Below are 23,654 nucleotides of genomic sequence, written 5' to 3' on the forward strand. Positions count from 1 at the left end.
ACGCGAACCACTCGACGGCGAGGATCGAAACCAATCCCAGCAGCGGTCCGGCGGCATAGCCCACGCCGATCAGTCCTTCGTGGGTGCCGCCCGCGTCCACCGACTGGTGCCCCACGCTCATCACGTAGTACAGCGCGGCGTAGTAGGTCACGCCCTGTCCGAGTCCGAAGAGGGCCAGCCCGACGAACATGACAGGGGCGTTGGGGGCGAGGATCAGTCCCAGAAACCCCAGCGTCATCGACGCCCCCGCGAACAGGAGCGTGCCCCACCGACCATGCCAGAAGGGCAGTTGCCACATCGCCACGATCGCAGCCACCCGCGCCAGCATCCACGTGGCGGTGAACGCCGTCCGCCAGGTCGGGTCCACGCCGATGGCGCTCATGCGATACGGCATGAGCGGCGAGATCATCGCCACCAGAATGTAACTGACAGGGAGCAGGATGCGGGCCGAATGCAGCAGGTCGGCGTACTCCGGCCCGATCTCCGCTCCGGCGGATTCATCGCCATGCGCCATGGGCCTGGCGTTGAACCAGAACAGCGTGAGCAGCCCGAGCAGGTTGACGCCGCCCAGCACCACGATGGCCCAGCGGGCGTCGCCCCCTTGGCGCATGAATGGAGCCATGAGGATCAGCGAGATGGCCACCGCGCTCGTCCATGCCACGTTCCACAGCCCGATGGCGAAACGCAGACGCGCCCCCGCCTTGCCCGCGGCGAGATATCCTTCGACCACCGGCCAGAAGAACGCGGAAAGCGCGCTGATGGCCATGGTGACGACCCACACGATCCACGAGGCGTCCACGATCGCCACCGAGCACGCCGCCCCCTGCAGTACGATGATTCCTCCCAGCACGGATCGCGGTCTGACCCGCCCTTCCAACGCGCGCAGCATCGTGCCCGCCCCCAGCGCCGCGGCCACGTAGATCAGCCCCACCACCAGGAACAGCAGGAAGTTGTCGAACTCGGTGAACTGGTAGTCCTTCTCGGCGATGAATGGCATGCCGTTCCAGAACACGCCGGTGCTGAACGACGCCAGCACCGTGAGCGACAGGACGGCGGCCACCGGGGTGGGACGGCGGGGCGAGGAGGTGACGGAAGCGGACATCGGGAGCGATGGTAGGCGCACCCGCGCCGTGTTCCGGCGCTGTGGCGCTGCGCCACGGCGCGTTTGCCGCCGCGTTGTCCGTGGGGATGGTGGCCCGTACCATCAGACCGATCGACCCGAGCGGTTCCGGGACGGTCGGGAGATTGAAGTCCGCGTAGCTCAATTGGATAGAGCGCTGCCCTCCGAAGGCAGAGGTTGCAGGTTCGAGTCCTGCCGCGGACGTTGGCGTTGGGGTGTGGCTCGAGGGCAACCACGGAGTTCACGTGACGCTCGCCGACTTTCAGCAGTTCATCCGTGACCGCTACCACGCCACCGATTCACAGCGCGGCCCGGCGGCGACGTTCGTCTGGTTCGCCGAGGAGTTCGGCGAACTGGCCGAGGCCATCGGCAAGCACCAGCGGGGCGACGGCGACCCGGACAATCTCGCCGAGGAGTTCGCCGACGTGCTGGCCTGGCTGGCGACGCTCGCCAACATCACCGGCGTGGACCTGACCGAGGCGATCCGTCGCAAGTACCTGACGAACGGCGGTCCGAAAGGCACGAAGTAGCGCGATCCCGTATCATCCGGCCACGCTTTCCTCGAGCTCCACGCGGGCTCACGCGGTGGATTCATTCTGATGTCGAGAATTGATCGCTGCTTCGCCGCACTTCGCGCCTCGGGACGCACCGCGCTCATGCCCTTCGTCACGGGCGGCTATCCATCGCTTGAGGTCACGCGGCAGGTGCTTCCCGCGCTGGAGAAGGCGGGCGCGTCGATCGTCGAGATCGGCTTCCCCTTCTCCGATCCCATCGCGGACGGCCCGGTGATCGCCGCATCGATGCACGAGGCCCTGCTCTCGGGCGTCACCCCCGCCGCGATCTTCGACGTGGTGAAATCCGTGCGGCCGTCTCTTTCAATGGGACTGGTGGCGATGGTGAGCGCCTCGATCATCCACCGCATGGGCGAGCGTGCATTCATTGAGCAGGCCGCGACCAGCGGGTTTGACGGACTGATCATCCCCGACGCCGACACGATCGGCGGGCGTGATGGACCGGCCGGGTCGCTGGCCGACGCCTCCGCGCGGAACGGACTGAGCTGCTCGTTCCTCATCGCCCCCACTTCCACCGAGCAACGCATCGCCGAGATCGCCTCGCTCTGCTCGGGCTTCATCTACGTGCTGGCCCGGACGGGGCTGACGGGCGAGCAGCGCGAGGCGCCGGAGATCGCCGAGCGGGTGCGGCAAATCCGCCGTCACACGGATCTCCCTGTCGCGGTGGGGTTCGGCATCTCGACGGCGGCCCACGTGGCCGCCGTCACGCGGCACGCCGACGCCGCCATCGTGGGCTCTGCGCTGGTTCGGCGCATGGGCGAAGCCAAGGATCCCATGGGGGCGGCGGCGACCTTCGTCCGTGATCTGTCGCGCGGACTGACGGCCCGCGCCGTCGTCGCCTGATTCCGTTTTCCCCGACCCTGCGTGTTCTCATGCCGTCATTGCCGACCTATCCCGAAGCACTCAGCGCCGCGCTGTCGCTCGTGGAGTCCTCGCTCGGCGTTGAAACGGTTCCGCTGAATCAGGCCGCGGACCGCGTGCTCGCCGAGCCGATCCTTGCCGACCGCGATACGCCGCCCTTCGACCGCGCCATGATGGACGGCTACGCCCTGCGTGCGGCGGAGCTGAAACCCGGCGTGCCGATGCCGGTGGCGGGGGCGATAGCCGCCGGAACAGCGGCGGATGCGTCGATCCCGCCTGGCGCGTGCGTGAAGATCGCCACCGGGGCGCCCGTGCCGCCCGGACTGGACGCGGTCATCCGACACGAATGGTCTGATCGCGCTGACCCCGTACGTTTCACCGTCGGCTCCATCAACAAGGGTCACGCCATTCACCCGCGCGGCGCGGATGCCAGGCGAGGCGACGTGGTGGTCCCCGGCTCGACCGTGCTGCGCCCTGAACACCTCGGCATCGCGGCGGCGATGGGCGCGACGCTGTTGAGCGTGCGCCGCCGCCCGCGCGTGGCGATTCTGACCAGCGGCGACGAGGTCCGCCCGGCGGATGCCACGGTGCTGGATCACCAGATCCGCAACTCCAACGCCCCCATGCTGGCGGATGCCGCGCGTCGCTTCGGCGCGATGGTGACGCACGTTGAGCACGTGCCCGACGACGATGCCCTCACCGCCGCCGCGTTTGAACACGCGCTGGCCCGGTGCGATCTCCTGCTCAGCGTGGGAGGCGTGAGCGCGGGCGAGCGGGATCACTTCCCCTCCGCGTACCGACGGGGGGGCGTCACGATGGCTGTCTCGGGCGCGGCGATTCAACCGGGACGGCCGATCACTGTCGGACGGGCGCCGAACGGCGTCATCGTCGCGGGATTGCCGGGCAATCCTGTGTCGGCGCTGGCATGTGCTCACCTGTTCGTCTGGCCCATCGTGCGTTCCATGCTGGGGCTGGATCCCTGGCTTCGATGGGAAGCGCGAACCCTGGCTCAGCCGGTCACGCCCAATGCGCAGCGACAGGCCTTCCGTCCGGCGCGGCTCAACCGCGACGGCACGATCGCGGTGCCGCGGTGGGCTGGTTCAGGCGACCTGGTTCACACGGGGCAGACCGACGGGCTGGCCGAACTGCCGGTGCAGGTGGACGATGTCCCCACGGGCGCCGCGGTGCGGTTCGTGGCGTGGGCGTCATGAACCTTCGGCGAGGCCGTCGCCGCCGTCTCGGATGCGATTCGCCGCATCCCGAGCGGAACATCAGAGCCCGATCGCCGAGTATCCCGCATCGACGTAGATATTCTGCCCGGTGACGCCCGACCCGAGATCACTCAGCAGGTAGAGCGCGGTGTCGCCGACCTCGCTGCCCTCGATGTTGCGCCGCAGCGGGGCCTTTTTCTGCATCCAGTCGAGAATCTCGCCGAACCCCCCCACCGCCATGGCCGACATGGTGCGCAGGGGCCCGCCTGAAATGGTGTTGACGCGGATCTTCTTCTCACCCAGTTCCATGGCGAGGTAGCGGGCCGCCGCCTCCAGTGCGGCCTTGGCCACGCCCATGACGTTGTAGCCGGGCACGGCCTTCTCCGCCCCGTAGTAGCTCATGGCGATCATGGACCCGCCATTGGGCATGATCGCCGCCGCCCGGTGCGCCATGGCGACGTAGGTGTACGCGCTGATGTCCAGCGCCTGGGTGAAGACCTGTCTCGGCGTGGCCGTGAAACTGCCCGGCTTGAGCCAGTCCTTGTCGGCGAAGGCGATCGAATGGACGAGGAAGTCAATCGACCCGAAGTCCGAGCCGAGTCGCGCGAAGACCTGATCGAGTTGTTCATCGGACGACGCATCCAGCGGCATCAGCCACGGATCGGTCACGCCCAGCGACTCGATGGCCCCGCGGCAGCGACGCTCCATCTTCTCGCCCGGCAGGTGCGTGAACAGGCAGGTCGCCCCATGCTTGAGCAGCGATTGGGCGATGTACCAGGCGTACGACCGCTCGTTGGCGATGCCCACGATCAATCCCCGCTTGCCGTCCATCAGGCCCATTTGCGTGCTCCTGTCTCAGCCCCGCCGCAGCAGGCGGAGTGGACCGCAAGCGTAGCGACGGGCGCCGCCGGGGACCAGCATCGCCCGCCGTGTGCCCCGTGTCTGAGCATCGCTTGACGGCCTGACGGGTCGATGCGGCCGTGGCCGATCGAGCCGCCTTCGACTACGATCTTTTCCTGCCGTTCCTTCGGGGAGTCACCCCCCTCCGTCCGCGGACGACAGGGTTGTCCCCCTTGGATCGAATGGAGATCGAGCACGCGTAGCTCAATTGGATAGAGCATCGGCCTTCGAAGCCGAGGGTTGCAGGTTCGAGTCCTGCCGCGTGCGTTCAAAAACGGGGTTTTCGGGGGGTCCGCCTACCCCGTTCCAACAAGATTCCAACAAACGAAACGGCCCGCCTGTTGGGGCGGGCCGCGTCGGGGGAACGGGCGATGAACCATCGTCCGGGGTCATGCTACCAGCCGTGCCCGTGTCTCGGGGGCCGTCACCGCGTCAAACTCGCCGGGCGTCGGCGCGACGTAGTGCTTCCGACTGACGGTCGGCGAATGCCCGATCCACGCCGCGTACGTCGCCTCAGCGAATCCAGCCATCTTCCAATCGTTCTCGCACGATGAGCGTATCGACTGGTACACCTTCGCCCACGCCGTCAGCCCGGCCCGCTCGATATGGGCTTGTGCCCGTCGCGTCAGATTGAACGCGGGCAGCCCGCACACGGTCCCGCTCGCGTCGTCACCGCCAGCCGCCTCGCGTGCCTCATTCAGCAGCGTGAGCAGGCGCGGGCAGATTGGAACCTCGCGGTAGCGATGCACGGTCTTGGCGTTGCCGACGATGCACACCCGCCGCCGCCCGAAGTCGATGCCCACGCGATGCACCACGCCGTCAGAGTCGGCGGCCTCGCCATCCCAAGGCAGCGATACGGCCTCACCGCGCCGCAACCCGGCGAGCCGTTGCAGGGCGTAGAACACACGCCAGCCGGGCGAATCCACCGCCGACAGAAGCCGCTCGAAGTCGGCCAGCGGCAGGTAGTGATTCGGGCGGGAGTGTCCGGGCGCGCCGTTGAAGTCATCGAATGGGTTGACGTGGATGATGCGCCGCGACTTCGCCCACGCGAAGATGGCTTTGCAGTTGCGAATATGCCCGCGCACGGTTTCCGTCGTGAGCGTGTAGGTCTGCCGCGCTTCGCGTGCCGCCGCCAGCGTGCCCGCTTCCAGTGCCGCGATGAACCGCTCGGCGTCGTCCGCGTCGATGGCATCGAGCCGCCGCGTTGGGCCGAAGTGTTGCGCCATGTACCGGAGCGTCATCGAGTGCTTCGCCAGCGTCGGGCGCTTCAGCCCGTGCGCGCCCTTGCGGTATCCGGTCCCTTGCTCAGAGTGCTTCCGACGGTCGATGTAGAACGGGGTGAACGCTTCCAACGTCGTGGTTTCGAGCCGGTCCCGTGGGGCTTCGCCCGTGCCCAACGCCAGTTCCTTCGCCCGACGTGCGGCCTCGGCATCGCGCGCCGTCACGGTCCCGCCCGTCGCCTTGGTCCGCCCGATGGATTCCTCCCGGTACTTCCCGTTTGAGTCGGGCCAACGCACGATGTAGTACGCGACCACGCGACCATCCTTGAGCCGCTTCGGGGTCTGAATCAGATACACCTTCGGAGTTGTCGTCATGGCAGGGACTCCACCGCGCGCAGCGGGCCGCCGTTGTCGGCGCGGTCCCTGCCAAGGTAGACGCCAACGCGGGCGGCCCGTTGCTCGCGGTTCGGTTGAGTTGTGAGTCGGGGGTTTGGCAGGGACCGACTTGGGAGCATCATCCCACGCCGGGCCGCTTGTGTCAACGGGCTTCGGTCGAGAATGCTGGGCGGCATCCGCCGCACGTACCACGCCGCCGACGATGCCGCGTGCCGCGTTGGGCGTGTCGCCGACGTGCGGGGCCTCGATGATGCGGCGGGCTTGCTGGCGGGCGTCGTGGTCATCGGCGTGGGCGTCGTCACGGTCCACCACTCCCAGCCCGGCGGCCGCGCCCTTCGGCGAGTTCAATCTCCACCTCGCGCAGCCGGTCAACCGCCGTCGTCACCGATTCGGTCATCGTGCGCACCTCAGTGCGCACCTCGATGAGCGCGCGATCGTGGTCCCGCCACGCGACGAATCCAGCGCCGACGATGGACGCGACGATGCCGACAGCGGCAAGGGCGAGTTTCACCCAGTCACCACGGGCAAGCGTGACAACCTCGCACGGGTCCGATGATGGAGAGCGCCGCCGCGTCATGCTTCACCCGCTCCCGTGTCCACCGCCACGGCCTTGCGGGTCCGACGTTGACGACGTGGCCGCGTGGCACGCTTGGGCGTCGCGTTCGCATCGTCGGGCGTCGCCGGGTCCGACGCCTTGGGCGGCATCGTGGCGGGCGTGGATGCCGACTCGGCGGGGGTCGCCTTGGGGGCGGCCTCGGGTGTCGCCGTGGTCGTGGTCGTGGTCGTGACAGCCGCGCGTCCGGGCGGGGGCGGCACGTAGTCCGGGTCGGCCTCGGGGGGGAGTTCGCCCGCTTGAATCATCGCGCGCCGCACGTCGGCCTCGTGGTGATTCATCACGCCTCCGCCCTCGGGCAGCCCAAGTAGCGCCGGATATCCGCGTCGCCGGGCAAGGGTCCAGCATTCGAGCCAGCGTTGAAACTGAGTCGTGTACGCCGCGCGCGCCACCTTCATCGAGTTTTCGAGCCGGGTCCGATGCCGGTTGCCCTCGGGCAGCGATTGGCCTGCCCAATCGGCGCGGAGATACGCCTCGATGAATGCCCGCTCCACCGGTGGCGTCGCGTCCCTGAGCGCGTGCAAGTGCTGGATGGTGTTGGCGTCGTCACTCAGTTGGGCCGCGCTCCACCCCGTCGCCTCCACCCACGCGGAATCGGCCCATACGGCATCGTCGCCGCCGCGCTTCCACCATTCCGCCCATGTCGCCCAGTAACGATTCCGGGCCTCCACCTGTTCCGGGTCCGGCGTGCGCGCGATATCGACGGCGTGATTCATCCGCCAGCGGATGAACGAAACGCCGCCGTCATGGGCGCGCGCTTCGACGTGGGCGGCCCACGCCGCCACGTTCGCCGCGTCGCGCAAGTCACGGGGCATGTCGGCGGTTTGCACGTCCCTGATTCGCCGCCGTTGGGTTGGCGTGAGTCGGGCGAGCGCGCGCGTCCACCGCTCGCGTTTCTTGGCCGGGTCGATGTCATCGCGGTACAAGCCGGGGCAAGCGTCGGTCCACCACAAGCGCGGCAGTTCGTACGCCTGCCTTGGGTCGTCGAGAAACTCGAATGTGCCGGGTCGGTGAACGTAGTCGGGCTGAGCAATGTTCATGCTGGCGTCCCTTCGGTTGAGCCGCGTCACGCGCGGCGGGAAAGTTCCTCATTCAGAATCGCATCGAATCGCGCGATGTCGCCGTATGCGCCTTCAGCGTGGAACCGCTCCACCGCGCGGGCGTGGGCCGCCTCGCGTGCCGCGTGGGCTTCCGAGAATCGGACAGGGGCGGTCCCGGCAAGCGCGGGATGTTCGGCCAAGTCGTCAACGTCCGATGCAGCACGGGGCATCGTGCGGGCCGTGACGGCCTGCCCGCTTGGGGCGGGCTTCGGCGTGGTGCAATGGCACGCGCCGGTCTGCACGTCACAGCCGCAACCGCACGCCTTCCACGTCGCCTTGCCGCGCTTCGCCGCCTCAACGTTGCCGGGGCCGTAGAGCGCGCGCCGCTCGGCCTCGGTTGTCGGCGGGCGGTACAGCACGATCCGCTCGCCGTTGGGGCCGGTCGTGGTGACAAGATGCGAGCCGATGGGCGGCAGTCCGGGGCGTTCGTAGGTTCCGTCGATGGAGTTCTCATTGCTGGTCATGGTCGTTTCCTTCGAGAATCCCGCCCGCCGCGCGCCCTCAGCAGCGGCGAAGGGACGAATGAGCGACGCGACGGCGGGGCGGGGTTGCTTAGCTTGCTGTCGTGTGTACCTCGAATCCGGGGCGCTCGGTTGCCTTCAGTTCCCGCTCGGCGTTCACCACGTCGGCCACGGTCCACGCCGACGCCGTGTCGATGATCTTCTCGGCCATCCAGCGGAGTTTGTCGGGATCAGGCGCGTGGAGAACGGAGACAAGCACGCGCTCCACAAGTTCACCGCGCGACGCGCCGGGCACGTCGGCGATGATCTGACGGGCGTTCAGTGTGTAGAGCGTCAGCAACCGGTTGACGCGGGCGCGCGCCTCGGGCGGCAAGGTCCGGGGCGTCGCCGGGGCGATGCGGTTCACGCGATCCGCCAGTCTCTTGATTCGGCCTCTCAGTTGCATTGTTGAATCCTCCGATGGGGGCTTGCGTTGCAAGCCACTACGATTCCGTCTGCCGCGTCCGACACGCGGGGGCCGCGGGGCCGGTCACGCGACGCGACGCAGCCCAGCGGCACGTCCGCCGCCCTCGTCCAGCCGTCGTTCCATGTCATCGAGCCGGGCGAGAATCTCGGCGTTCTCAACGTCCGCGCCCATTGCGAGAACCGCATGTAATGGCGCGGAGTTGCCCGACTTCAGCGCCTTGAGAACCGCCGCCGCGATAGCGTGCCGGTCGTGGTAGAGTTGCCGCGCAGTCTCGGCCCGAAGTTGACGAACCGCCCACGGCCACGAATACCGCTTGATTCGCGCCCTTGCAGCGGAGTTGCCGGTCGTGAATCGGCCCGTGGTCGCGTCGCGTCCCGACGGTTGAGCGCCGATCGTTGCGGGCGTGTTCTCGGGGTTGTCATTGTTGGAAGTCACGTTGGAATCTCCTGAGAATCCGCCTTGGCGCGGTCACGACGCGGGGGAACCCTCGGCATGGGAATCCGATGCAGCGTCCACGCGCTCAGTCTCGGCACGGGCGAACCGCTCCAGTTCATCGACGTGGAACCTGTAACTCGGGCCAACGCCACGAAGGGGGCGAAGCCGCCCGGCCCGGACAAGGCGATGCAGAGCGCGGGTCGCCGCCGCCGGGTCGCCGGGGTAGTCATCGTCCAGCCGAAGCCAGCGGGCGGCCTCAGCGTTGGTGAGAATCGGCGTTGTCATCGGCCACCCCCTCCCCCCTCGGCGGGGCCAGCGGCGGGCGGGGGTGCAGCCACCTCCCGCGCGTCCACGCAAACCAGCCCGAAGTCCCGCCGCAGCGACTTGAGCGCGCGTCGAAGGTCGATGATGGAGAACCGGACGCCGCCCTCCACGATGATGGAGAACCGGCGGGGCGCGGGCTTCGGTCGGGGGCCGCCGAAGTGGGCCGCGCCAGACTGGCGGATGGGAAGTCTGTCAGCCACGGGGGGGCTCCCCGGTGACACCAGTGACGGCTAGTGACGCCTTTAGCCGTTCGACGCCCACGCGCGGGAAAATCGTGTTCATAGGCGAAGTGCCGTCACCTACTGTCACACCGTCACAGAATCCGCCTTGGCGGGGTCGAAAACGCGGTTTCTGGTGACACCAGCCGTCACCACTGGCGCGCTCGAATCGCACGAATTGCGCGCGTGATTCGATCATTCGACGCCCTCCGTGGTGACACTCGGCAGCGACACGCCGGACCATCCGCGGCGCTTGTTTTCACGGTCTGGGGTTGCACCCTGAGCGCGGAGTCGTTCGTGTACGTCGCGCAGGTCAAGCCGTGCGCCGTTCTCCTTCGCCCACGCCTCCGCCGCCGCCGTGATGCGCGACGACGCCACCCATGCGCCCGGCAGGAAGGTGATGCAGTCGGCCACAAATCGCCCGGCCACGTCCTCGGCCTCGCGGTACGCCGTCGTGGCGAGCAGCACGTCCGACGGGGGCGGGTTGAGTCCGTGCGCCTGCCAGCCAAGGCAGCCGCGAACAAGCCAGTTCACGATGCCGCTCGCCTCGCGTTGGAGTTTGCGCGGCAGCGCCTTGTCCTGCCGATCCTCGGGCACCACATTGGAGAACGGAATGAGCCGCAATCGTCGCCAGACGGCATTGCTCGATTCATCGACGATGGGCCGGTTGTTGGTGACGAGGATGAGTTTGTGCGTGCGCCGAAACTCAAAGAAGTCCTGCCGCATGAATCGCGCTTTGAGCGTCGCGTCACCCGTGGCGCTCTTCACGAAGGCGATGCGTAGATGCTGGTTCGATTCCGTCTCGGATGCAATCACCATCCGCTTGCCCAGCAGGTCCGCGAGTTCCGTAGGATGAGCATCACCGCCGCGCCGCGCCACCAGCAGGCCAGGGGCGGCCACGCCCGCGTAGTCGCCGAGAACGTGCATCACGGCCTCGCACAGCACGCTCTTTCCGTTCGCGCCGACGCCGTGGAAGATCGGCAGGATGTGTTCTGACGTGTCGCCGGTCATCGCCATGCCCAGCAGGCGCTGAACGTACCACGTCAGTTCATCGTGCCCTTGGAGTGTCTCCGCGATGAACCGCTCCCACGTCGGCGCGGTCGCGTCCGGATCGAATGTCACCGGGGCGAGTTTGGTCAACAGGTCGGCGGGGTCATGCGGATGGAGTTCACCAGTTCGTAGGTCGATAGTCCCGCTCTTGCAGTTGAGCAGCCACGGATCGGAGTCGAAAGCATCGACGCCCACCGCGATGCCCGGTTCACTGCGCGCCAGCGTCACCATCGCCGCGATGCGCGACGCCTTCTCACTCTCCAGCGCGTGCCCGAGTAGGTCGTGCCGGTCGCCGTCGGGCAGGTTCACCGCCTCGGCGTACATGGCCGCAATGGTTTCCTTCGCCAGTCGCACCACGGCCTCGGTCGAATCCTCCACCCACCGCGTCCCGTCGAAGATGTACCACCGCCCGGTCTGCGCGCAGAATCGCATGGCGTCGCCGTGCAGGTCCACCATCCGCCGCGCGTTGCCAAGATCGGAAAGATTCGCGCCGTGGTCCGAAGGCGCGGCAGTCGTGGGGTTCACCTTTCGTCGCCCGCTACGCTTGAATCCCGGTCGGTCCTGATTCAGCCGCGCGCCGCGCTCGTGCGCCGCGTGAGCGTGCGCCGACTTCGCCTTGTGTCGCAGTTCTGCATCCGACCACGGGGGCGCGCATCGCGCGTTGTAATGCGTCAGCACGCGCAGAGTTGCCGCCTCGTCCAGCCCGAATCGCACACACTCACAAGCCACCCGATAGGTCGCATCGTGGCCGCCCTCACCCGACACGGCAGGGGGCAGTTTGTCAACGTAAGCCATCGCGCGCCGCTCGGCATCGGCGGGGGTCGCCGCGTTGCTCGGCGCGTGTCCGTTGAATGTCGGATTTGCGGGGGCGAAGTATTCGCCGAGAACATCGGCGATGTTGGCCTCGGCGATGGTCGGGGTCGGAGTTGCGTTCAAAATGTCACCGCCCTTCCCGTGACCGCGAAGTACCGCCCGACTTCGTAGACTTCGATCCAGCCGAATGTCCGCGCCTTCCGCCTGCACGGCCACCGGGGGGGCTTCGTGCCGCGTGCCCAACACTTCACTCCCTCCCCGCTTGGGGAGACTTCGCAGTAACAGCCGCCAAGCCGCGCGATGATGGCGCGCGCTTCCTCCACCACTTCGCCCGTCTCGGGGCAGCGGCAGTCGTCCAAGTCGATCCCGATGTAGGGGTCATTCGGCGCAAACACGTAACCGATGCCCGCCCACGACTCGCCGACTTCGTAAGCGTCTACGACAGCGCCGAAGTCGCCCCACGTCGCCGGGTCGGTCGATGAAGCGCGGCCGCCGTGGATTGAATAGGGCATCTTCACGGGCTTCTCGCCCGGCGTGCGCGGCGGTTCGGCGCGCCACAACACCCATTGCCGCCGCGCCGTCAGTTCGGCGGGGACGCGCTCCAAGTCCTCCAGCGCGGGATGTGCGTAGGCGATGGTCACGCGCGCGCCTCCGCCGCTACAGGTTCGGCGGCCAGCGCGCCGGTCGCCCGGAGCGCGGCCTCGATTCGCGCGCGGGCGGTCGCGTCAAAAGTCTTGGTGTTCCCCACCCACGCGGTCGGCGTGACTCCGCTTCGCTCGATGGCGTGCTCAATCTGCCGCCGGGTCAGCCCGTGCCGCTTGCTGAGTTGTGAAACCGTCACGATGTTGAGCGTGTGTGTCATTGCCCAACACAATGACGCCCGACGCGCGCGCAGACTACACCGCCGCCCCGACTTTCCGGGGGGAAGTCACTTACTTGGTGCAAAAGTCACTTGTCGGCCCGGCGGTACCGGCCTCGGGCAATATCGTGGGCGTGCCGCTCCACGTCCGATGCCACCACCTTGCGCCCTCGCACGCGCCCATCGGGCGGGTCGATGCACGCGAGCAGTCCCGCTTCTACCCATCGGCGGATTGTGCGCGCGCTCACGTTCTTGCGCCCGCTCACGTTTTTGCTCGTTCTTTGCTGCACCAGTGCCGCCGCTTCCTCGAACGTCACCGCCTTGGCGTCCACCACGCGCCCAATCATCCGGGCGATGGTCCGCAGCGCGCTTTCATCGTCCAACGACGTCAGCCCGCCGCGTGCGGCCCGCGTGGGCGGCCTGAATGCCGCCTGAGCCGCACGGGTGAACAGGTCTGACAGGAATGGCCTCGCCGCGTCCATCGCCTTGGCGAGCGTTCTAGACCAGCCCGTGACGGGCTGTAGCGCGGCCCACGTCGTCGCCAGTGCGCCGACAGCCCGCCGCGCTTTGTCGGCGGCCTCGGCGTGGATCGCGTGCGCCAGTATCGACGCGGGGTCATCGTCGCCCGTCGTCAGCGGGATGGATACGCACCAGCCGCGCACCTCGTTGGCGGCATCGTCGAGCCGGTCGAGTAGTTCGCGGAGTTGCGATTCGGTCGGCGCGCGTCGAGTGCGGCGGGGCTTCCGCTTGGGCTTCGCCTTCATCGGCGCGGGCGGGGTCGAGTTGTCCATCGGTCGGTCCTCCGGCGAGCCGCAGCGCGGGAGAGGACCATCGTCCCGCGCCGCGGCACCGCCAAGCGTCGGTAGCGAGCCGACGCCAGTTCAACGGGCCGCCCTCTGGAGTCAACAGGGACGGCCACTCGCAGAGCATAACGCACCAGCCGCCGCGATTGTTGCGGCAACAGGTTGTCCACCACGCAGCGTTTCGAGCCACGTTTGCACCTGAGCCGTGACGAATCGACGGGCCTTGCCGATGCGAACCGACGGCAGACCGTGGGCCTCGCACAGGTGATCCAGTGACTTCACCGCGTCCGCCATGTCGCGTGGATGGCCGTCGGCATCTTCGATGAGTCGAAGGTACGTGGCGGCCTCAACCGCCGTCAGCACGTCGGGCAGCGTGTCGGCACGAAGGGAGTCGGGATTCATCCCGCCAGCGTACCGCCAGTCCGCCCGTTCCAACAAGGATTCCAACAAGGGCGGGGTCCGCGTGCCTTCATCGGCGATACACTCAGGTTGTCGGAAGTGCGTTTGGATGCAGCCACGCGGGGTTTGGGGTCGCCGCAGGGGGTCCGGGTCGGCCTTCGAAGCCGAGGGTTGCAGGTTCGAGTCCTGCCGCGTGCGTTGAGGTCGCTCTCCCAGCCCCGCCCCTGAACGCGGATTCGCCTGGAGAATCCGGCAGGTGGGGGCTTGCTCAAACCGGGCTCGTCTGCTGCAATGGGTGATGGGCTGACCCTCGGGGGGCGATGGGTCGGCTCAGAAAGCCGCCATGCCGCACCTCGAGATTCACAAGGAAGGACGCAAGGGCGCGCGTCTCATCGCGCTGACGCAGGAACCCTGTACGATCGGACGATCGTCCAGCAGCCGCCTGGCGCTGTCGCACTACAGCGTCAGCCGTCATCACGCGGTCATCGAACCGCACGGCGACGGCTACCGCGTGCGTGATCTTGGCTCGTCGCACGGGCTGAAGGTCAATCACGTGCGGACCGAGTCCGCCGACCTGAAGGACGGCGACGTGGTGCGTATCGGTCCGTACCAGATGTTCTTCCGTGTCGGCAGTGCGTCAAGCTCCACCGCCCCACCGCTGCAGGACGATGATGATGACATCCGCGCCAGCTCCGGCGCGCCGGACGCCACGGGCGAACATCTGACCGCGCAGCAGCGCGAGGTGGAGACGCTGCGAACCGAACTCGAGCGCGCCAGGCGCGACGCCGAGCGCGACCGCGCGATCGCGGCGGAGGTGAAGGGGCTGGAAGCACGGGCCCGCGCGCTCACCGAGGACGTGAACTCGCTCAAGGCGGAACGCGATCGGGCGCTGGCGGAGATGGAGCGTGCGCGAGAGGAGCTGCTGCTGGTCCGATCGGACCTCGAGCACCATCGCCGGACAGCCGCCGCCGCACAGCAGGCGCTGGATGAGGCGCGCTCCGCCGCCACGGAGCGTGATCGCCAGCTCGCCGCAGCACGTCAGGAACTGGACGAGGTGCGTCGCGGCCTCGGTGAGGCGGCCGAACACGAACGACGGCAACGGGAGCTGAATCAGCGCGTCGAGGAAGTCGAGCGCCTGCTGAAGGAACGCACCGATCTGCTCGATGCGACCAGCGCAGAACGGGACTCCCTGCGTCAGGCCGCTCAGGCCGCGGCCGAGACCGCCGCCCGTCTGGCCGGCGTGGAAACGGAACTGGCCGCTTCGCGCCAGCGCGTGGAATCGCTCACGGTCGAAGCCCGGCGAGGAAGCGAAGCCGCCGCTCAGATCGAGCCGCTGCGCCGGCAGCTGGCGGACGCCGAGTCGGCCTGGCTGGCGTCGCAGCAGGAACTGGAGGCGCAGCGCCAGCGTGCGACGGCCGCCGAGGGCGAGGCGGCCTCGACCCGACTGGTCCGCGAGCGTCTCGAAGAACTCGAAGGCACGCTTGCATCACTCCGGCGACAGTCCGAGGAGATGACCCGACTGGCCGGCGAGCGTCAGGCGCGGCTCGAACAACAGGAAGCCGAATTGTCGTCGCTTCGCGTCGCGGCGGAAGCTCCGTCGGAATCGAACCCGGAGATGGCGCTGCTGCGCGAAGAGGTCGAATCGCTTCGCGCCGGCGCAGAGGCGGCGACGGAGCGAGCCGACGCGGCGGAGCGGCAGGCGGCCCTGCTGCGGGCGGAACTGGAAGAGGCGCTGGCGGCCCGCGCCCAGCTTGAATCGCAGGCGAGCGACCTGGGGGAGCGACTGGCGGGCGTCGAAAACGTGCTGCAACTGGCGCGTCGATCGCTCAACGAGTACGAACATCGCGCTCGAACCGCCGAGTCGCGGGCGGACGAGGCGGCCTCGCGCCTGGAGGAACAGGCGCGCATCCACGCCGATTCGTTCGAGCGTCTCACGCGCGATCGCCAGTCGGCGGTTGAGGAGACGGAGCGGGCGCTGCACGAGATTCGAGCGTCGCACGCGCGGCTGCTCGAACAGCACGAGCAGGACGCCGCCGCGCTGTCCACGCTGCGTGAAACGGTGACCTCGGCGATGGCGGAGAGTGAGACAGCGCGGTCGGACGCCGACGCGGCGCGTCGTGATCTGGCGGCGGCGGAATCCCTTCTGGCCGAGGGCGAGCGACAGCGCGAGGCGCTGCAGGCGGAAATCGGAGCCCTGCGCGCTGGCGCCATCGCGGCGGCGGACCGGATCGCCTCGCTCGAGGCGGAGATCGCGCGGCTCAGTTCGCTGGACGGCGCGGCGCTGCGCGTCGAGTGCGATCGCGCGCAGGCGTCCTTGCTGGAGGCGCTTCGTGATCGTGACGAGGCCCGCGAGCGGCTGCGGGCCATGGACGAAGAAGTCGCACAGCTGCGGCGCGATCGGGACGCCGCCGCCGCCCGGGCTCACGAGGTGTCGGCGCGGTTCGCCGCGCTGGAGGCCGCGCTTCGCGAGGCGCTGGACGAGCGCGATCGCGGCCGGACCGATCTGGCCGCCGCAAGGGCGGAGCGTCAGTCCGTTGAAAACCAGGCCGCCGCGCTTCGACAGCACGCCGCGGCGCTGGAATCGGAGGCCGCCGATCTGCGCTCGCAGTTGGAAGCCGCGGAATCCGCGCTGCTGGACCTGCAGACGTCGGCCTCGCCCGCCTCGGAGGGCGAGTCAAACGAGGAAGTCGCGGCGCTGCGTCTCCGCGTCGAGCGACTGGAGCTGGATCTGCAGATGGCGGAGGATCGTCGCCGACAGGCGGAGCGTCAGTCCACCGCGGTGCTGCAGGGGCGGGATGAGCTGAAGCAGCGCATCAAGGAGCTGGAAGCCGCCCGTGCGGACCTGCAGCAGCGCGCCAAGGCCGCCCTCACGGAGCTGGAATCCACGCGCCAGGCGCTGGCCCAGTCGCGCCGCGAACTGCAGGAGAACCAGGCGATGCTGGTCAAGCAGCTGCTGAATCTGGAATCGACCGACGACATTGAGACGGTGGTCGTGGAGATGACGCCGGAGGAACTCGCCCGCGCCAGAGCCACGGGCGCCACGGTGGTGGAGCTCAACGTCCCGCGCGGATGACGCCGCGGGGTTGGGCGCGGCGTCGCATCGGGCTCAGCCGGCGGCCTTGTAGAACGGCAGCCCGCACACCGTCGCCGGGGCGTTGAGTTTCTCCGTGTCAATGGTGAACGTCGCTCCCTCGGCGCTCAACGCGGCGTCCACGTACGCCATGGCGATCGACTTCTCCAGCGTGGGGCTCCAGCATCCGCTGGTGATGAATCCGACTTCGGCTCCGTGGTGCATCACCTTCATGCCCTGCCGCGCGGCCCGCTTGCCTTCGAGAACCAGCCCGACCAGCTTGCGCCTCGGCCCGGCCTTGGCGATGGTCTGCAGCGCGTCCTGACCGATGAAACGTCCGGCCTCCGGGTTGTCCTCTCCCTTGTTGAGCTTGATGGCGAAAAGCAGCCCGGCGGAGACGGGATCGAGGTGCTCCTCGATTTCATGGCCGTAGAGCGGCATGCCCGCTTCGAGCCGCAGCGAGTCGCGTGCGCCCAGCCCGCAGGGCTTGATGAGATCGGGATCGGGCGAGTTCTTCATCATCATGTCCACGGCGCGATTGGCGAGCATGGTGGGCAGGATGACTTCCACGCCATCCTCGCCGGTGTACCCGGTGCGAGACACCAGCACCTTGGCCAGCAGAAGATCCTTCGTGGTGAATCGGTATCGCTTCAGCGCCGGAATCTCGCTGGAGAACTGGGCGATCAGGCCCATCACCTTCGGCCCCTGCAGGGCGATCATGGCGGTGGACTGCGTTTCATCCTTCACCTTGAAGACCAGGTCGCCGCGCACGCGCTCGAAGTGATCCAGCAGCTTGAGCCGGTTGCTGGCGTTGCAGACCATCAGGAACTCGCTCTCGGCGATTCGGTAGATGAGCACGTCGTCGCGGCAGCCGCCCTGCTCGTTGCACACCAGCGAGTAGCGCACCATGCCGGGCTGCATGTCGATGATCTGGCGCGTGCAGAGACGGTCCAGGAACCGCCGGGCGTCGCGTCCGGTGAAGCGCACGCGGCCCATGTGCGACACGTCGAACATGCCGCCGCTGCGCCGCGTCTGGTGATGCTCCTCGATGATGGAGCCGTAGCGGATGGGCATCTCCCATCCGGCGAAGGGCACCATCTTGCCGCCGTGATCGAGGTGGTACTGGTGGAAGGGCGTGCGCAGCAAGGGGGCGTCGGCGACGGAGGCGGTGGTGCTCATGCGGGAAGGATACGCCGGGGGAGCAGCCGATCGAGGATCAACCCCCTTCCGCGTGTCCGTTCTGCGTCACCGCGTCCGGCTCAACGCACGCGCACAGCCGAACCTCCTCGTCTTCATCCATCGTGGCGTACCCCAGCCCGATGAGCGCGTTGAGGGCCGCCTGCTGCTCGGCGGCCTTCTTGGATCGCCCCCAACTGGACGGAAACCGCTGGGCTCCCACCTCCACGCAGATCTCGAAGCACTTGGCGTGGTCCGGCCCCTTCTCGTCCAGCAGCAGATATTGCGGCGATATTCCCATGTTCTGCTGCACCAGCTGCTGCAGCACGGACTTGAAATTCTGCTGGTGCCCGGAGCGAACCGCGGAACGGATGAGTCCCTTGACGCCGCCCAGCACGAACGATCGCGTGAACTCCAGACCGGCGTCGAGAAAGAGCGCGCCGATCACCGCTTCGTAGACCCCGGCGCTCAGGGAGCGCGGAATCGCCCCGCGGTTGCTCATTCCCTTGCCGAGCACGATGAGGTCGGTCAACCCCAGATCGTCCGCCACCCGGGCGCAGGTGTCGCGGCTGACGACCGCCGACTTGATCTTGGTCAGGTCGCCTTCCTGCAGCTCGGGGTAATGCGCGAAGAGATACTCGCACACGATCAATCCGAGCACGGCGTCGCCAAGAAACTCCAGCCGCTCGTTGCTCGCCAGCCGGTGGTCGGCGGACGAGGCATGCGTCAGGGCCAGCCCCAGGAGCGAGCGATCGACGAAGGCGCGGCCCAGAATGGACTCCGCCCGGGCGATGAGATCCTGTGACGATGCGATGATTGCCTGTGACATGCGAACCTGCCCCGTGGCCGAAGGACGGCCGAGGTCTGGGAAGCCGGTCGCTGGGCAGGTGGTTCAGACGCCCGATCCCCGCGTGCTCGTCGGACGGGGGCGTCTGAAATACTTGCGCAGCCGGGGCTTCGGCCCCGTGATTCGAGTATACCTCTCCTTCGGACTGATGCGAACGGTCCGTTGAACGATTCACGCCCAGTGGCCTTGGTCCGACGACGGGGATATGCTCTTGGCCCTCCCGGATCGCGTTCACCTCGCCCGGGTTTCTGACGGAGTCGGCCATGCATCATCCGAAACGAGTCAGTCGCATCAAGAAGCTCCGCCAGCACGGCTTCCGCGCCCGCATGAAGACGCGCAAGGGTCGCAACATCATCAACCGCAAGCGGAAGATGGGTCGCCGACTGACCGCCGCCTGAGATCGGTTATCCGCTCACTGGAAGGCGCTTCATGGCGCCGGAACTCCCACGCCACGTCGTCTTCATCGGAATGCGGGGTAGCGGCAAGACGACCATCGGCCGCCTGGTGGCGGAATCGCTGCGAATACAGTTCTCGGACCTCGACGACCTGGTTCTCGCATCCCTCCACAGGCCGAGTGTCGTGGATGTGTGGAACAGGTACGGCGAGCGGACTTGGCGCCAGGCGGAAGCCCATTGCCTGAGAATCGACCTCAACGCTCCCCCGCACGTCCTTTCCATCGGGGGCGGAGCGCCGACGTTCGCTGATTCTCGCGCGATGCTCGCTGACGCCCGACGTGCAGGAAAGGCCTGGTTCGTCCACCTGATCGCCCGGCTGGACGTGCTGGCTGACCGCATCCGAAGCGGGAACGACCGCCCCAGCGTTACGGGTGATGACCCGGTTGACGAGCTGGCGCGGCTGCTGGACGCCCGCCTGCCGATCTACGAATCCCTGGCGGACGTGACAATCGACACGTCCGACGGATCACCGCAGGATGCGGTTCGGGCGATTCTGTCGCGCCTGGGTCTCACCGCCGTGTGACGCGATTGCCTTGGCGCCTCATCGTCGCCGATGAGTGTACGCTTCATGGCGACCCTGTCCCGTGCGCCGATCGCTACACTGACACGCCATTGTTTCTCCCCCGTCCGTTTGACCGGGTTCGCGCGATCATGGACCAGCGTCAGGCACGAAAGCGCGTCGAGGAGCTCCGCGAACTGCTCGCACGGGCGGATCGGGCGTACTACGTCGACGCCGCGCCGTTCATGGCCGACTCGGAGTACGACGCGCTGATGCGGGAGCTCAAGGAGCTGGAGGCAGCCCACCCCGAGCTCCACGACCCCAACAGCCCCAGTCAGCGGCTCGGCGACCGCCCGGTGGAGGGCTTCGTCACGGTGGCGCACACCGTGCCGATGATGTCGATTGACAACACCTATTCGGTCGAGGATCTGCGTGCATGGTATCGGCGCGTGCTCAAGGGACTGGAACTGGAGGACAACGGCCTCTTCCCCGGCGGCGCTCAGGTTCCCCTCTACTGCGACCCCAAGGTGGACGGCGTCGCCATCAATCTGCGCTACGAGAGCGGTGAACTGATCCGGGCGGTGACGCGCGGCGACGGAACCAGGGGCGATGACGTGACCGCCCAGGCGCGCACCATCCGCGCGATTCCTCTGCGGCTTGGAACGTGCGATCCGCCGGTTCCCGACGTCCTGGAGGTACGGGGCGAGATCTTCATGCCCAACGCCGAGTTCGAGCGCATCAACGCGGAACGCGAGGCCGCCGGCGAACCGGTCTTCGCCAACGCCCGCAATTCCACCGCGGGCACGCTCAAGAACCTCGATCCCCGCGTGGCGGCGGCGCGTCGGCTGAGCTTCGTCGCTCACGGGCGGGGTGAGGTGTCCGGCTGGGACGATCTGGAGCGCAGCAGCCAGTTCTTCCGACGCATCCAGACGATCGGCATTCCGGTCAGCCCGCTGGCGCACGTGTGCGAGACCATCGACGAGACCATCGGCGTCATCGAGTCGTTCGCGGCCACACGCCACTCACTGCCCTACGGCGTGGACGGCATGGTGGTGCGGGTGGACCGCTTCGACCAGCAGGAGCAGCTGGGCGTCACCAGCAAGGCGCCCCGGTGGTGCATCGCCTTCAAGTATCCCGCCGAGCAGGGCGTCACCCGGCTGCTGAAGGTGGACTGGCAGGTGGGCAAGAACGGCACGCTCACGCCCAGGGCCACGATGGAGCCGGTGTTCCTCGCGGGCACCACGGTGTCGCACGCCACGCTGCACAACATCGAGGAGATTCGCCGCAAGGACATCCGCGTGGGCGACCGCGTGGTCATTGAGAAGGCGGGCGAGATCATCCCGCAGGTCGTGCGGGTGCTCGCCGATGAGCGCTCGGGCCGCGAGCACGTCATTCACCCGCCGAAGGAGTGCCCGGAGTGCGGCGGCCCAACCGAACAGGACGGGCCGAAGCTCTTCTGCGTCAACCCTGAATGCCCGGCACAGTTCCGCGAGAAGCTCAAGTGGTTCGTGGGCCGCGGGCAGATGGACATCGACGGCATGGGCGAGAAGCTCGTGGATCAGCTGGTCGACGCCGGGCTGGTGCATCATTTCGCCGACATCTTCGCCCTCACGCGTGAACAGGTGCTGGGGCTGGAGCGCATGGGCGACAAGTCGGCGGACAACCTGATGCGGGCCATCGCCGAGGCGAAGGGGCGCGGACTGACGCGCGTCATCGCCGGGCTGGGCATCCCGCAGATCGGCGCGTCCGCCGCCAAGCGGCTGGCGAGGCGGTTCCGCAGCGCCGACGAACTGCTGGCGGCGTCCGCCGACGACATTCTCGCGCTGGAGGACTTCGGCCAGATCACCACCGAGATTCTCCACGGCTGGCTGCACTCCGAGGCGGGGCGCGACGCGTTCCGCCGCCTGGCGAAGGTCGGGGTGGATCTGACCTCGCATGACTGGCGCGACCCCGGCGCCGTGGTCGATTCTCCCTTCGCGGGCAAGACCATCGTACTGACGGGAACGCTGGAAAACTTCGAACGCCGTGCGTTGCAGGAGAAGCTGGAGGCGCTCGGGGCCAGGGTGAGCGGCTCGGTGTCGAAGAAAACGAATCTGGTCATTGCCGGTGAGTCCGCGGGTTCGAAACTCGACAAGGCGCGCGAACTGGGGGTGGAGGTGTGGGACGAGTCGCAACTGCTCAAGGCGCTGGGGCGGGCGGGCTGACCCAGGGAGAGATCATGCAGAACGTCGAGTTCAAGGCGGAACTCCGCGATCCGGAACTGGCCCGCGCCCAGTGCCGGCTCATCGGCGCGGGCCTGGTCGGCACGTTCCGCCAGCAGGACACCTACTACCGCATGCCCGATGGGCGGCTCAAGAAGCGGGAAACAGCGGGCGCGCCAGTCGAGTGGATCTTCTACCACCGTCCGAACCTGGTGCGCCCGAAGCTGTCGAACTTCACCATTCTCACCGACGCCCAGGCGACGACGCGATGGGGCACCGCGTCGCTGCGTCCGTGGCTGGTCGTCCGCAAGACCCGCGAGCTGTGGATGATCGACAACACCCGCATCCATTTCGATGACGTGGAGGGGCTGGGGCGGTTTCTCGAGTTCGAGGCCCGCGCATCGGCCAAATACAGCGTGGCGGAGTGCCACCGCATCGTCGATCATCTGCGCGAACAGTTCGGCCCCGCGCTGGGAGAGCCGATCAGCGTGGGGTACTGCGACCTCGTCGACGCCGAGCGCCGCAACGCGGAGAAGCAGCCGCGCGAGTGAGCCGCGGCGCGACGGAGCGCCGGCCCTATCGGATCAGGGCCGGGGCGTCATCGGCAGGCGTCGCCGACTTCGGTTCGATCTTCAGCCGCCCATCCAGAATCAGCACCGCCAGGGTTCCGGCGAGCACGATTCGATACCACCCGAAGAGCGCCAGACCGTGGCGGTTGAGGTAGCCGATCATCCACTTGACCGCGATGGCCGCCGACGCCGCCGCCACCAGCGCCCCCAGCAACACCTCGGCTGCACCGAGCACCTCGAAGACCGAGTGCTCATCGACGAAGAACGTGCGGTACCCCTTGTAGGCGCACGCCCCGCCCAGCGTGGGCACGCCCAGCAGAAAGGAGTACTCCGCCGCGTGCCTCGGCCGCATCCCGACCAGCATGCCGCCGATGATGGTCATCATCGAGCGACTGGTGCCGGGCCACATGGCCAGACATTGCAACAGGCCGATGACGAGCGCCCGACGCCACGAGAGGTGTTCAAGATCGACATAGGCGTGCGCATCGATGGTCGCTTCGCCAGGCCCGGAATCGTGATAGACGCGCCGTTGCCATTTTCGCAGCAGGATGAGCACCACGCCCCCCAGGAACAACGCCAGCGTCACCGGCGCAGGGCGGAACAGCCGCTCCTCGATCCAGTCATTGAGCAGCACGCCCATCACCGCGGCCGGAAGGAATGACAGGCCCAGATTGATCAGGAGCCGCAGCCCCGCGCCGTCGCGCCCCAGCAGGCCCCGCAGCATCTGCATCACGCGCGGCCAGAACAGTCCCAGCACCGCCAGGATCGCGCCGCCCTGGATGATGATGTTGAAGGCGTTGACCGCATGTCGCGCGGCGGGATCGTCATCCAGCCCCAGCCAGTGAGACACCAGAATGAGATGTCCCGTCGAGCTGACGGGCAGAAACTCCGTCAGTCCTTCCACAAGTCCGAGAATGATGGCGTCCCATAGATTCACTCGATCTCAACTCCCTCCGCCCCGCTCGACCAGGCATGGTCATGCCTGCCGCCGGGATACACCGGTCGTACGTCGTACA

The 23,654-nt window shown here is 67.8% G+C and carries 25 protein-coding genes, 2 tRNA genes and 1 pseudogene; 10 read left to right on the forward strand and 18 right to left on the reverse strand.

All coding sequences use genetic code 11. The features are described from left to right. Position 1 precedes the first annotated feature (1 nt). Positions 2–1,102 (reverse strand): annotated as a pseudogene (locus HRU76_00005) (MFS transporter). Between the two features lie 148 nt (positions 1,103–1,250). Between HRU76_00005 and HRU76_00010 the strand changes: the two are divergent. The 4 genes from HRU76_00010 (at position 1,251) to HRU76_00025 (ending at position 3,764) form a co-directional block, all read left to right on the forward strand. Beyond that, positions 1,251–1,324 (forward strand) — tRNA-Arg (locus HRU76_00010). A 41-nt stretch (positions 1,325–1,365) separates the two neighbouring features. Beyond that, positions 1,366–1,650 (forward strand): nucleotide pyrophosphohydrolase, encoded by a 285-nt coding sequence (locus HRU76_00015; GenBank protein ID QOJ16078.1) that lies wholly within the window; start codon positions 1,366–1,368, stop codon positions 1,648–1,650. 69 nt (positions 1,651–1,719) lie between these two features. After that, positions 1,720–2,535, forward strand: coding sequence for a tryptophan synthase subunit alpha (locus HRU76_00020; protein QOJ16079.1), 816 nt, complete (start codon positions 1,720–1,722; stop codon positions 2,533–2,535). Between the two features lie 29 nt (positions 2,536–2,564). Beyond that, positions 2,565–3,764 (forward strand): molybdopterin molybdotransferase MoeA, encoded by a 1,200-nt coding sequence (locus HRU76_00025; protein QOJ16080.1) that lies wholly within the window; start codon positions 2,565–2,567, stop codon positions 3,762–3,764. A gap of 60 nt (positions 3,765–3,824) precedes the next feature. Here the strand turns inward: HRU76_00025 and HRU76_00030 are convergent, their stop codons facing one another. Next, positions 3,825–4,604 (reverse strand): enoyl-ACP reductase, encoded by a 780-nt coding sequence (locus HRU76_00030; protein ID QOJ16081.1) that lies wholly within the window; start codon positions 4,602–4,604, stop codon positions 3,825–3,827. A 253-nt stretch (positions 4,605–4,857) separates the two neighbouring features. Between HRU76_00030 and HRU76_00035 the strand changes: the two genes are divergently transcribed. Further along, positions 4,858–4,931 (forward strand) — tRNA-Arg (locus HRU76_00035). 122 nt (positions 4,932–5,053) lie between these two features. Here the strand turns inward: HRU76_00035 and HRU76_00040 are convergent. The 13 genes from HRU76_00040 to HRU76_00100 form a co-directional block, all read right to left on the reverse strand. Further along, on the reverse strand, positions 5,054–6,259 hold the full coding sequence (locus HRU76_00040) for a hypothetical protein (protein ID QOJ16082.1): 1,206 nt from the start codon (positions 6,257–6,259) through the stop codon (positions 5,054–5,056). 319 nt (positions 6,260–6,578) lie between these two features. Further along, positions 6,579–6,857, reverse strand: coding sequence for a hypothetical protein (locus HRU76_00045; protein ID QOJ16083.1), 279 nt, complete (start codon positions 6,855–6,857; stop codon positions 6,579–6,581). Then, a complete protein-coding gene (locus HRU76_00050) occupies positions 6,854–7,933 on the reverse strand; it encodes a hypothetical protein (GenBank protein ID QOJ16084.1) in 1,080 nt (359 codons plus the stop codon). The genes HRU76_00045 and HRU76_00050 overlap by 4 nt, the downstream gene beginning before the upstream one ends. Positions 7,934–7,959: 26 nt before the next feature. Beyond that, positions 7,960–8,457 (reverse strand): hypothetical protein, encoded by a 498-nt coding sequence (locus tag HRU76_00055; GenBank protein ID QOJ16085.1) that lies wholly within the window; start codon positions 8,455–8,457, stop codon positions 7,960–7,962. 88 nt (positions 8,458–8,545) lie between these two features. Continuing rightward, entirely contained in the window at positions 8,546–8,899 is a 354-nt protein-coding gene (locus HRU76_00060; GenBank protein QOJ16086.1) for a hypothetical protein, read from the reverse strand. 84 nt (positions 8,900–8,983) lie between these two features. Further along, on the reverse strand, positions 8,984–9,355 hold the full coding sequence (locus HRU76_00065) for a hypothetical protein (protein ID QOJ16087.1): 372 nt from the start codon (positions 9,353–9,355) through the stop codon (positions 8,984–8,986). Between the two features lie 33 nt (positions 9,356–9,388). Continuing rightward, positions 9,389–9,640, reverse strand: a complete 252-nt coding sequence (locus HRU76_00070) for a helix-turn-helix domain-containing protein (protein QOJ16088.1) — start codon at positions 9,638–9,640, stop codon at positions 9,389–9,391. Next, entirely contained in the window at positions 9,637–9,879 is a 243-nt protein-coding gene (locus tag HRU76_00075; protein QOJ16089.1) for a hypothetical protein, read from the reverse strand. Before HRU76_00075 ends, HRU76_00070 begins: the two co-directional genes overlap by 4 nt. Positions 9,880–10,092: 213 nt before the next feature. Further along, complete coding sequence (locus HRU76_00080; GenBank protein QOJ16090.1) at positions 10,093–11,976, reverse strand: DNA primase; 1,884 nt, start codon at positions 11,974–11,976, stop codon at positions 10,093–10,095. Continuing rightward, a complete protein-coding gene (locus tag HRU76_00085; GenBank protein ID QOJ16091.1) occupies positions 11,880–12,401 on the reverse strand; it encodes a hypothetical protein in 522 nt (173 codons plus the stop codon). The genes HRU76_00080 and HRU76_00085 overlap by 97 nt, the downstream gene beginning before the upstream one ends. Beyond that, the gene (locus HRU76_00090) at positions 12,398–12,622 is read right to left on the reverse strand and encodes a hypothetical protein (protein ID QOJ16092.1); all 225 of its coding nucleotides are present in this window, start codon (positions 12,620–12,622) and stop codon (positions 12,398–12,400) included. Before HRU76_00090 ends, HRU76_00085 begins: the two co-directional genes overlap by 4 nt. 86 nt (positions 12,623–12,708) lie before the next feature. Continuing rightward, positions 12,709–13,410, reverse strand: a complete 702-nt coding sequence (locus HRU76_00095) for a hypothetical protein (GenBank protein ID QOJ16093.1) — start codon at positions 13,408–13,410, stop codon at positions 12,709–12,711. A gap of 111 nt (positions 13,411–13,521) precedes the next feature. Beyond that, complete coding sequence (locus HRU76_00100) at positions 13,522–13,824, reverse strand: hypothetical protein (GenBank protein QOJ16094.1); 303 nt, start codon at positions 13,822–13,824, stop codon at positions 13,522–13,524. Positions 13,825–14,164: 340 nt separating this feature from the next. Between HRU76_00100 and HRU76_00105 the strand changes: the two genes are divergently transcribed. Beyond that, positions 14,165–16,894: an FHA domain-containing protein gene (locus HRU76_00105; protein QOJ16095.1), complete on the forward strand. Its 2,730-nt coding sequence runs from the start codon at positions 14,165–14,167 to the stop codon at positions 16,892–16,894. A gap of 33 nt (positions 16,895–16,927) precedes the next feature. Here HRU76_00105 and gcvT read toward each other — a convergent pair whose 3' ends face one another. Beyond that, a complete protein-coding gene (gcvT, locus tag HRU76_00110) occupies positions 16,928–18,070 on the reverse strand; it encodes a glycine cleavage system aminomethyltransferase GcvT (protein QOJ16096.1) in 1,143 nt (380 codons plus the stop codon). Between the two features lie 37 nt (positions 18,071–18,107). Beyond that, a complete protein-coding gene (gene rnc / locus HRU76_00115) occupies positions 18,108–18,896 on the reverse strand; it encodes a ribonuclease III (protein QOJ16097.1) in 789 nt (262 codons plus the stop codon). Positions 18,897–19,177: 281 nt separating this feature from the next. Between rnc and rpmH the strand changes: the two genes are divergently transcribed. From rpmH to HRU76_00135, 4 genes are all read left to right on the forward strand, one after another. After that, positions 19,178–19,312, forward strand: coding sequence for a 50S ribosomal protein L34 (gene rpmH / locus HRU76_00120; GenBank protein ID QOJ16098.1), 135 nt, complete (start codon positions 19,178–19,180; stop codon positions 19,310–19,312). A gap of 31 nt (positions 19,313–19,343) precedes the next feature. Further along, the gene (locus tag HRU76_00125; protein QOJ16099.1) at positions 19,344–19,892 is read left to right on the forward strand and encodes a shikimate kinase; all 549 of its coding nucleotides are present in this window, start codon (positions 19,344–19,346) and stop codon (positions 19,890–19,892) included. A gap of 128 nt (positions 19,893–20,020) precedes the next feature. Beyond that, the gene (gene ligA / locus HRU76_00130) at positions 20,021–22,072 is read left to right on the forward strand and encodes an NAD-dependent DNA ligase LigA (protein ID QOJ16100.1); all 2,052 of its coding nucleotides are present in this window, start codon (positions 20,021–20,023) and stop codon (positions 22,070–22,072) included. A gap of 14 nt (positions 22,073–22,086) precedes the next feature. Beyond that, positions 22,087–22,620, forward strand: coding sequence for a class IV adenylate cyclase (locus HRU76_00135; GenBank protein QOJ16101.1), 534 nt, complete (start codon positions 22,087–22,089; stop codon positions 22,618–22,620). Between the two features lie 25 nt (positions 22,621–22,645). On the opposite strand, the gene HRU76_00140 is transcribed toward HRU76_00135, so the two are convergent. After that, positions 22,646–23,575, reverse strand: a complete 930-nt coding sequence (locus tag HRU76_00140) for an undecaprenyl-diphosphate phosphatase (GenBank protein QOJ16102.1) — start codon at positions 23,573–23,575, stop codon at positions 22,646–22,648. Between the last annotated feature and the right edge of the window lie 79 nt (positions 23,576–23,654).

The organism is Phycisphaeraceae bacterium (assembly GCA_015709595.1).
Classification (GTDB): Bacteria; Planctomycetota; Phycisphaerae; order Phycisphaerales; family SM1A02; genus CAADGA01.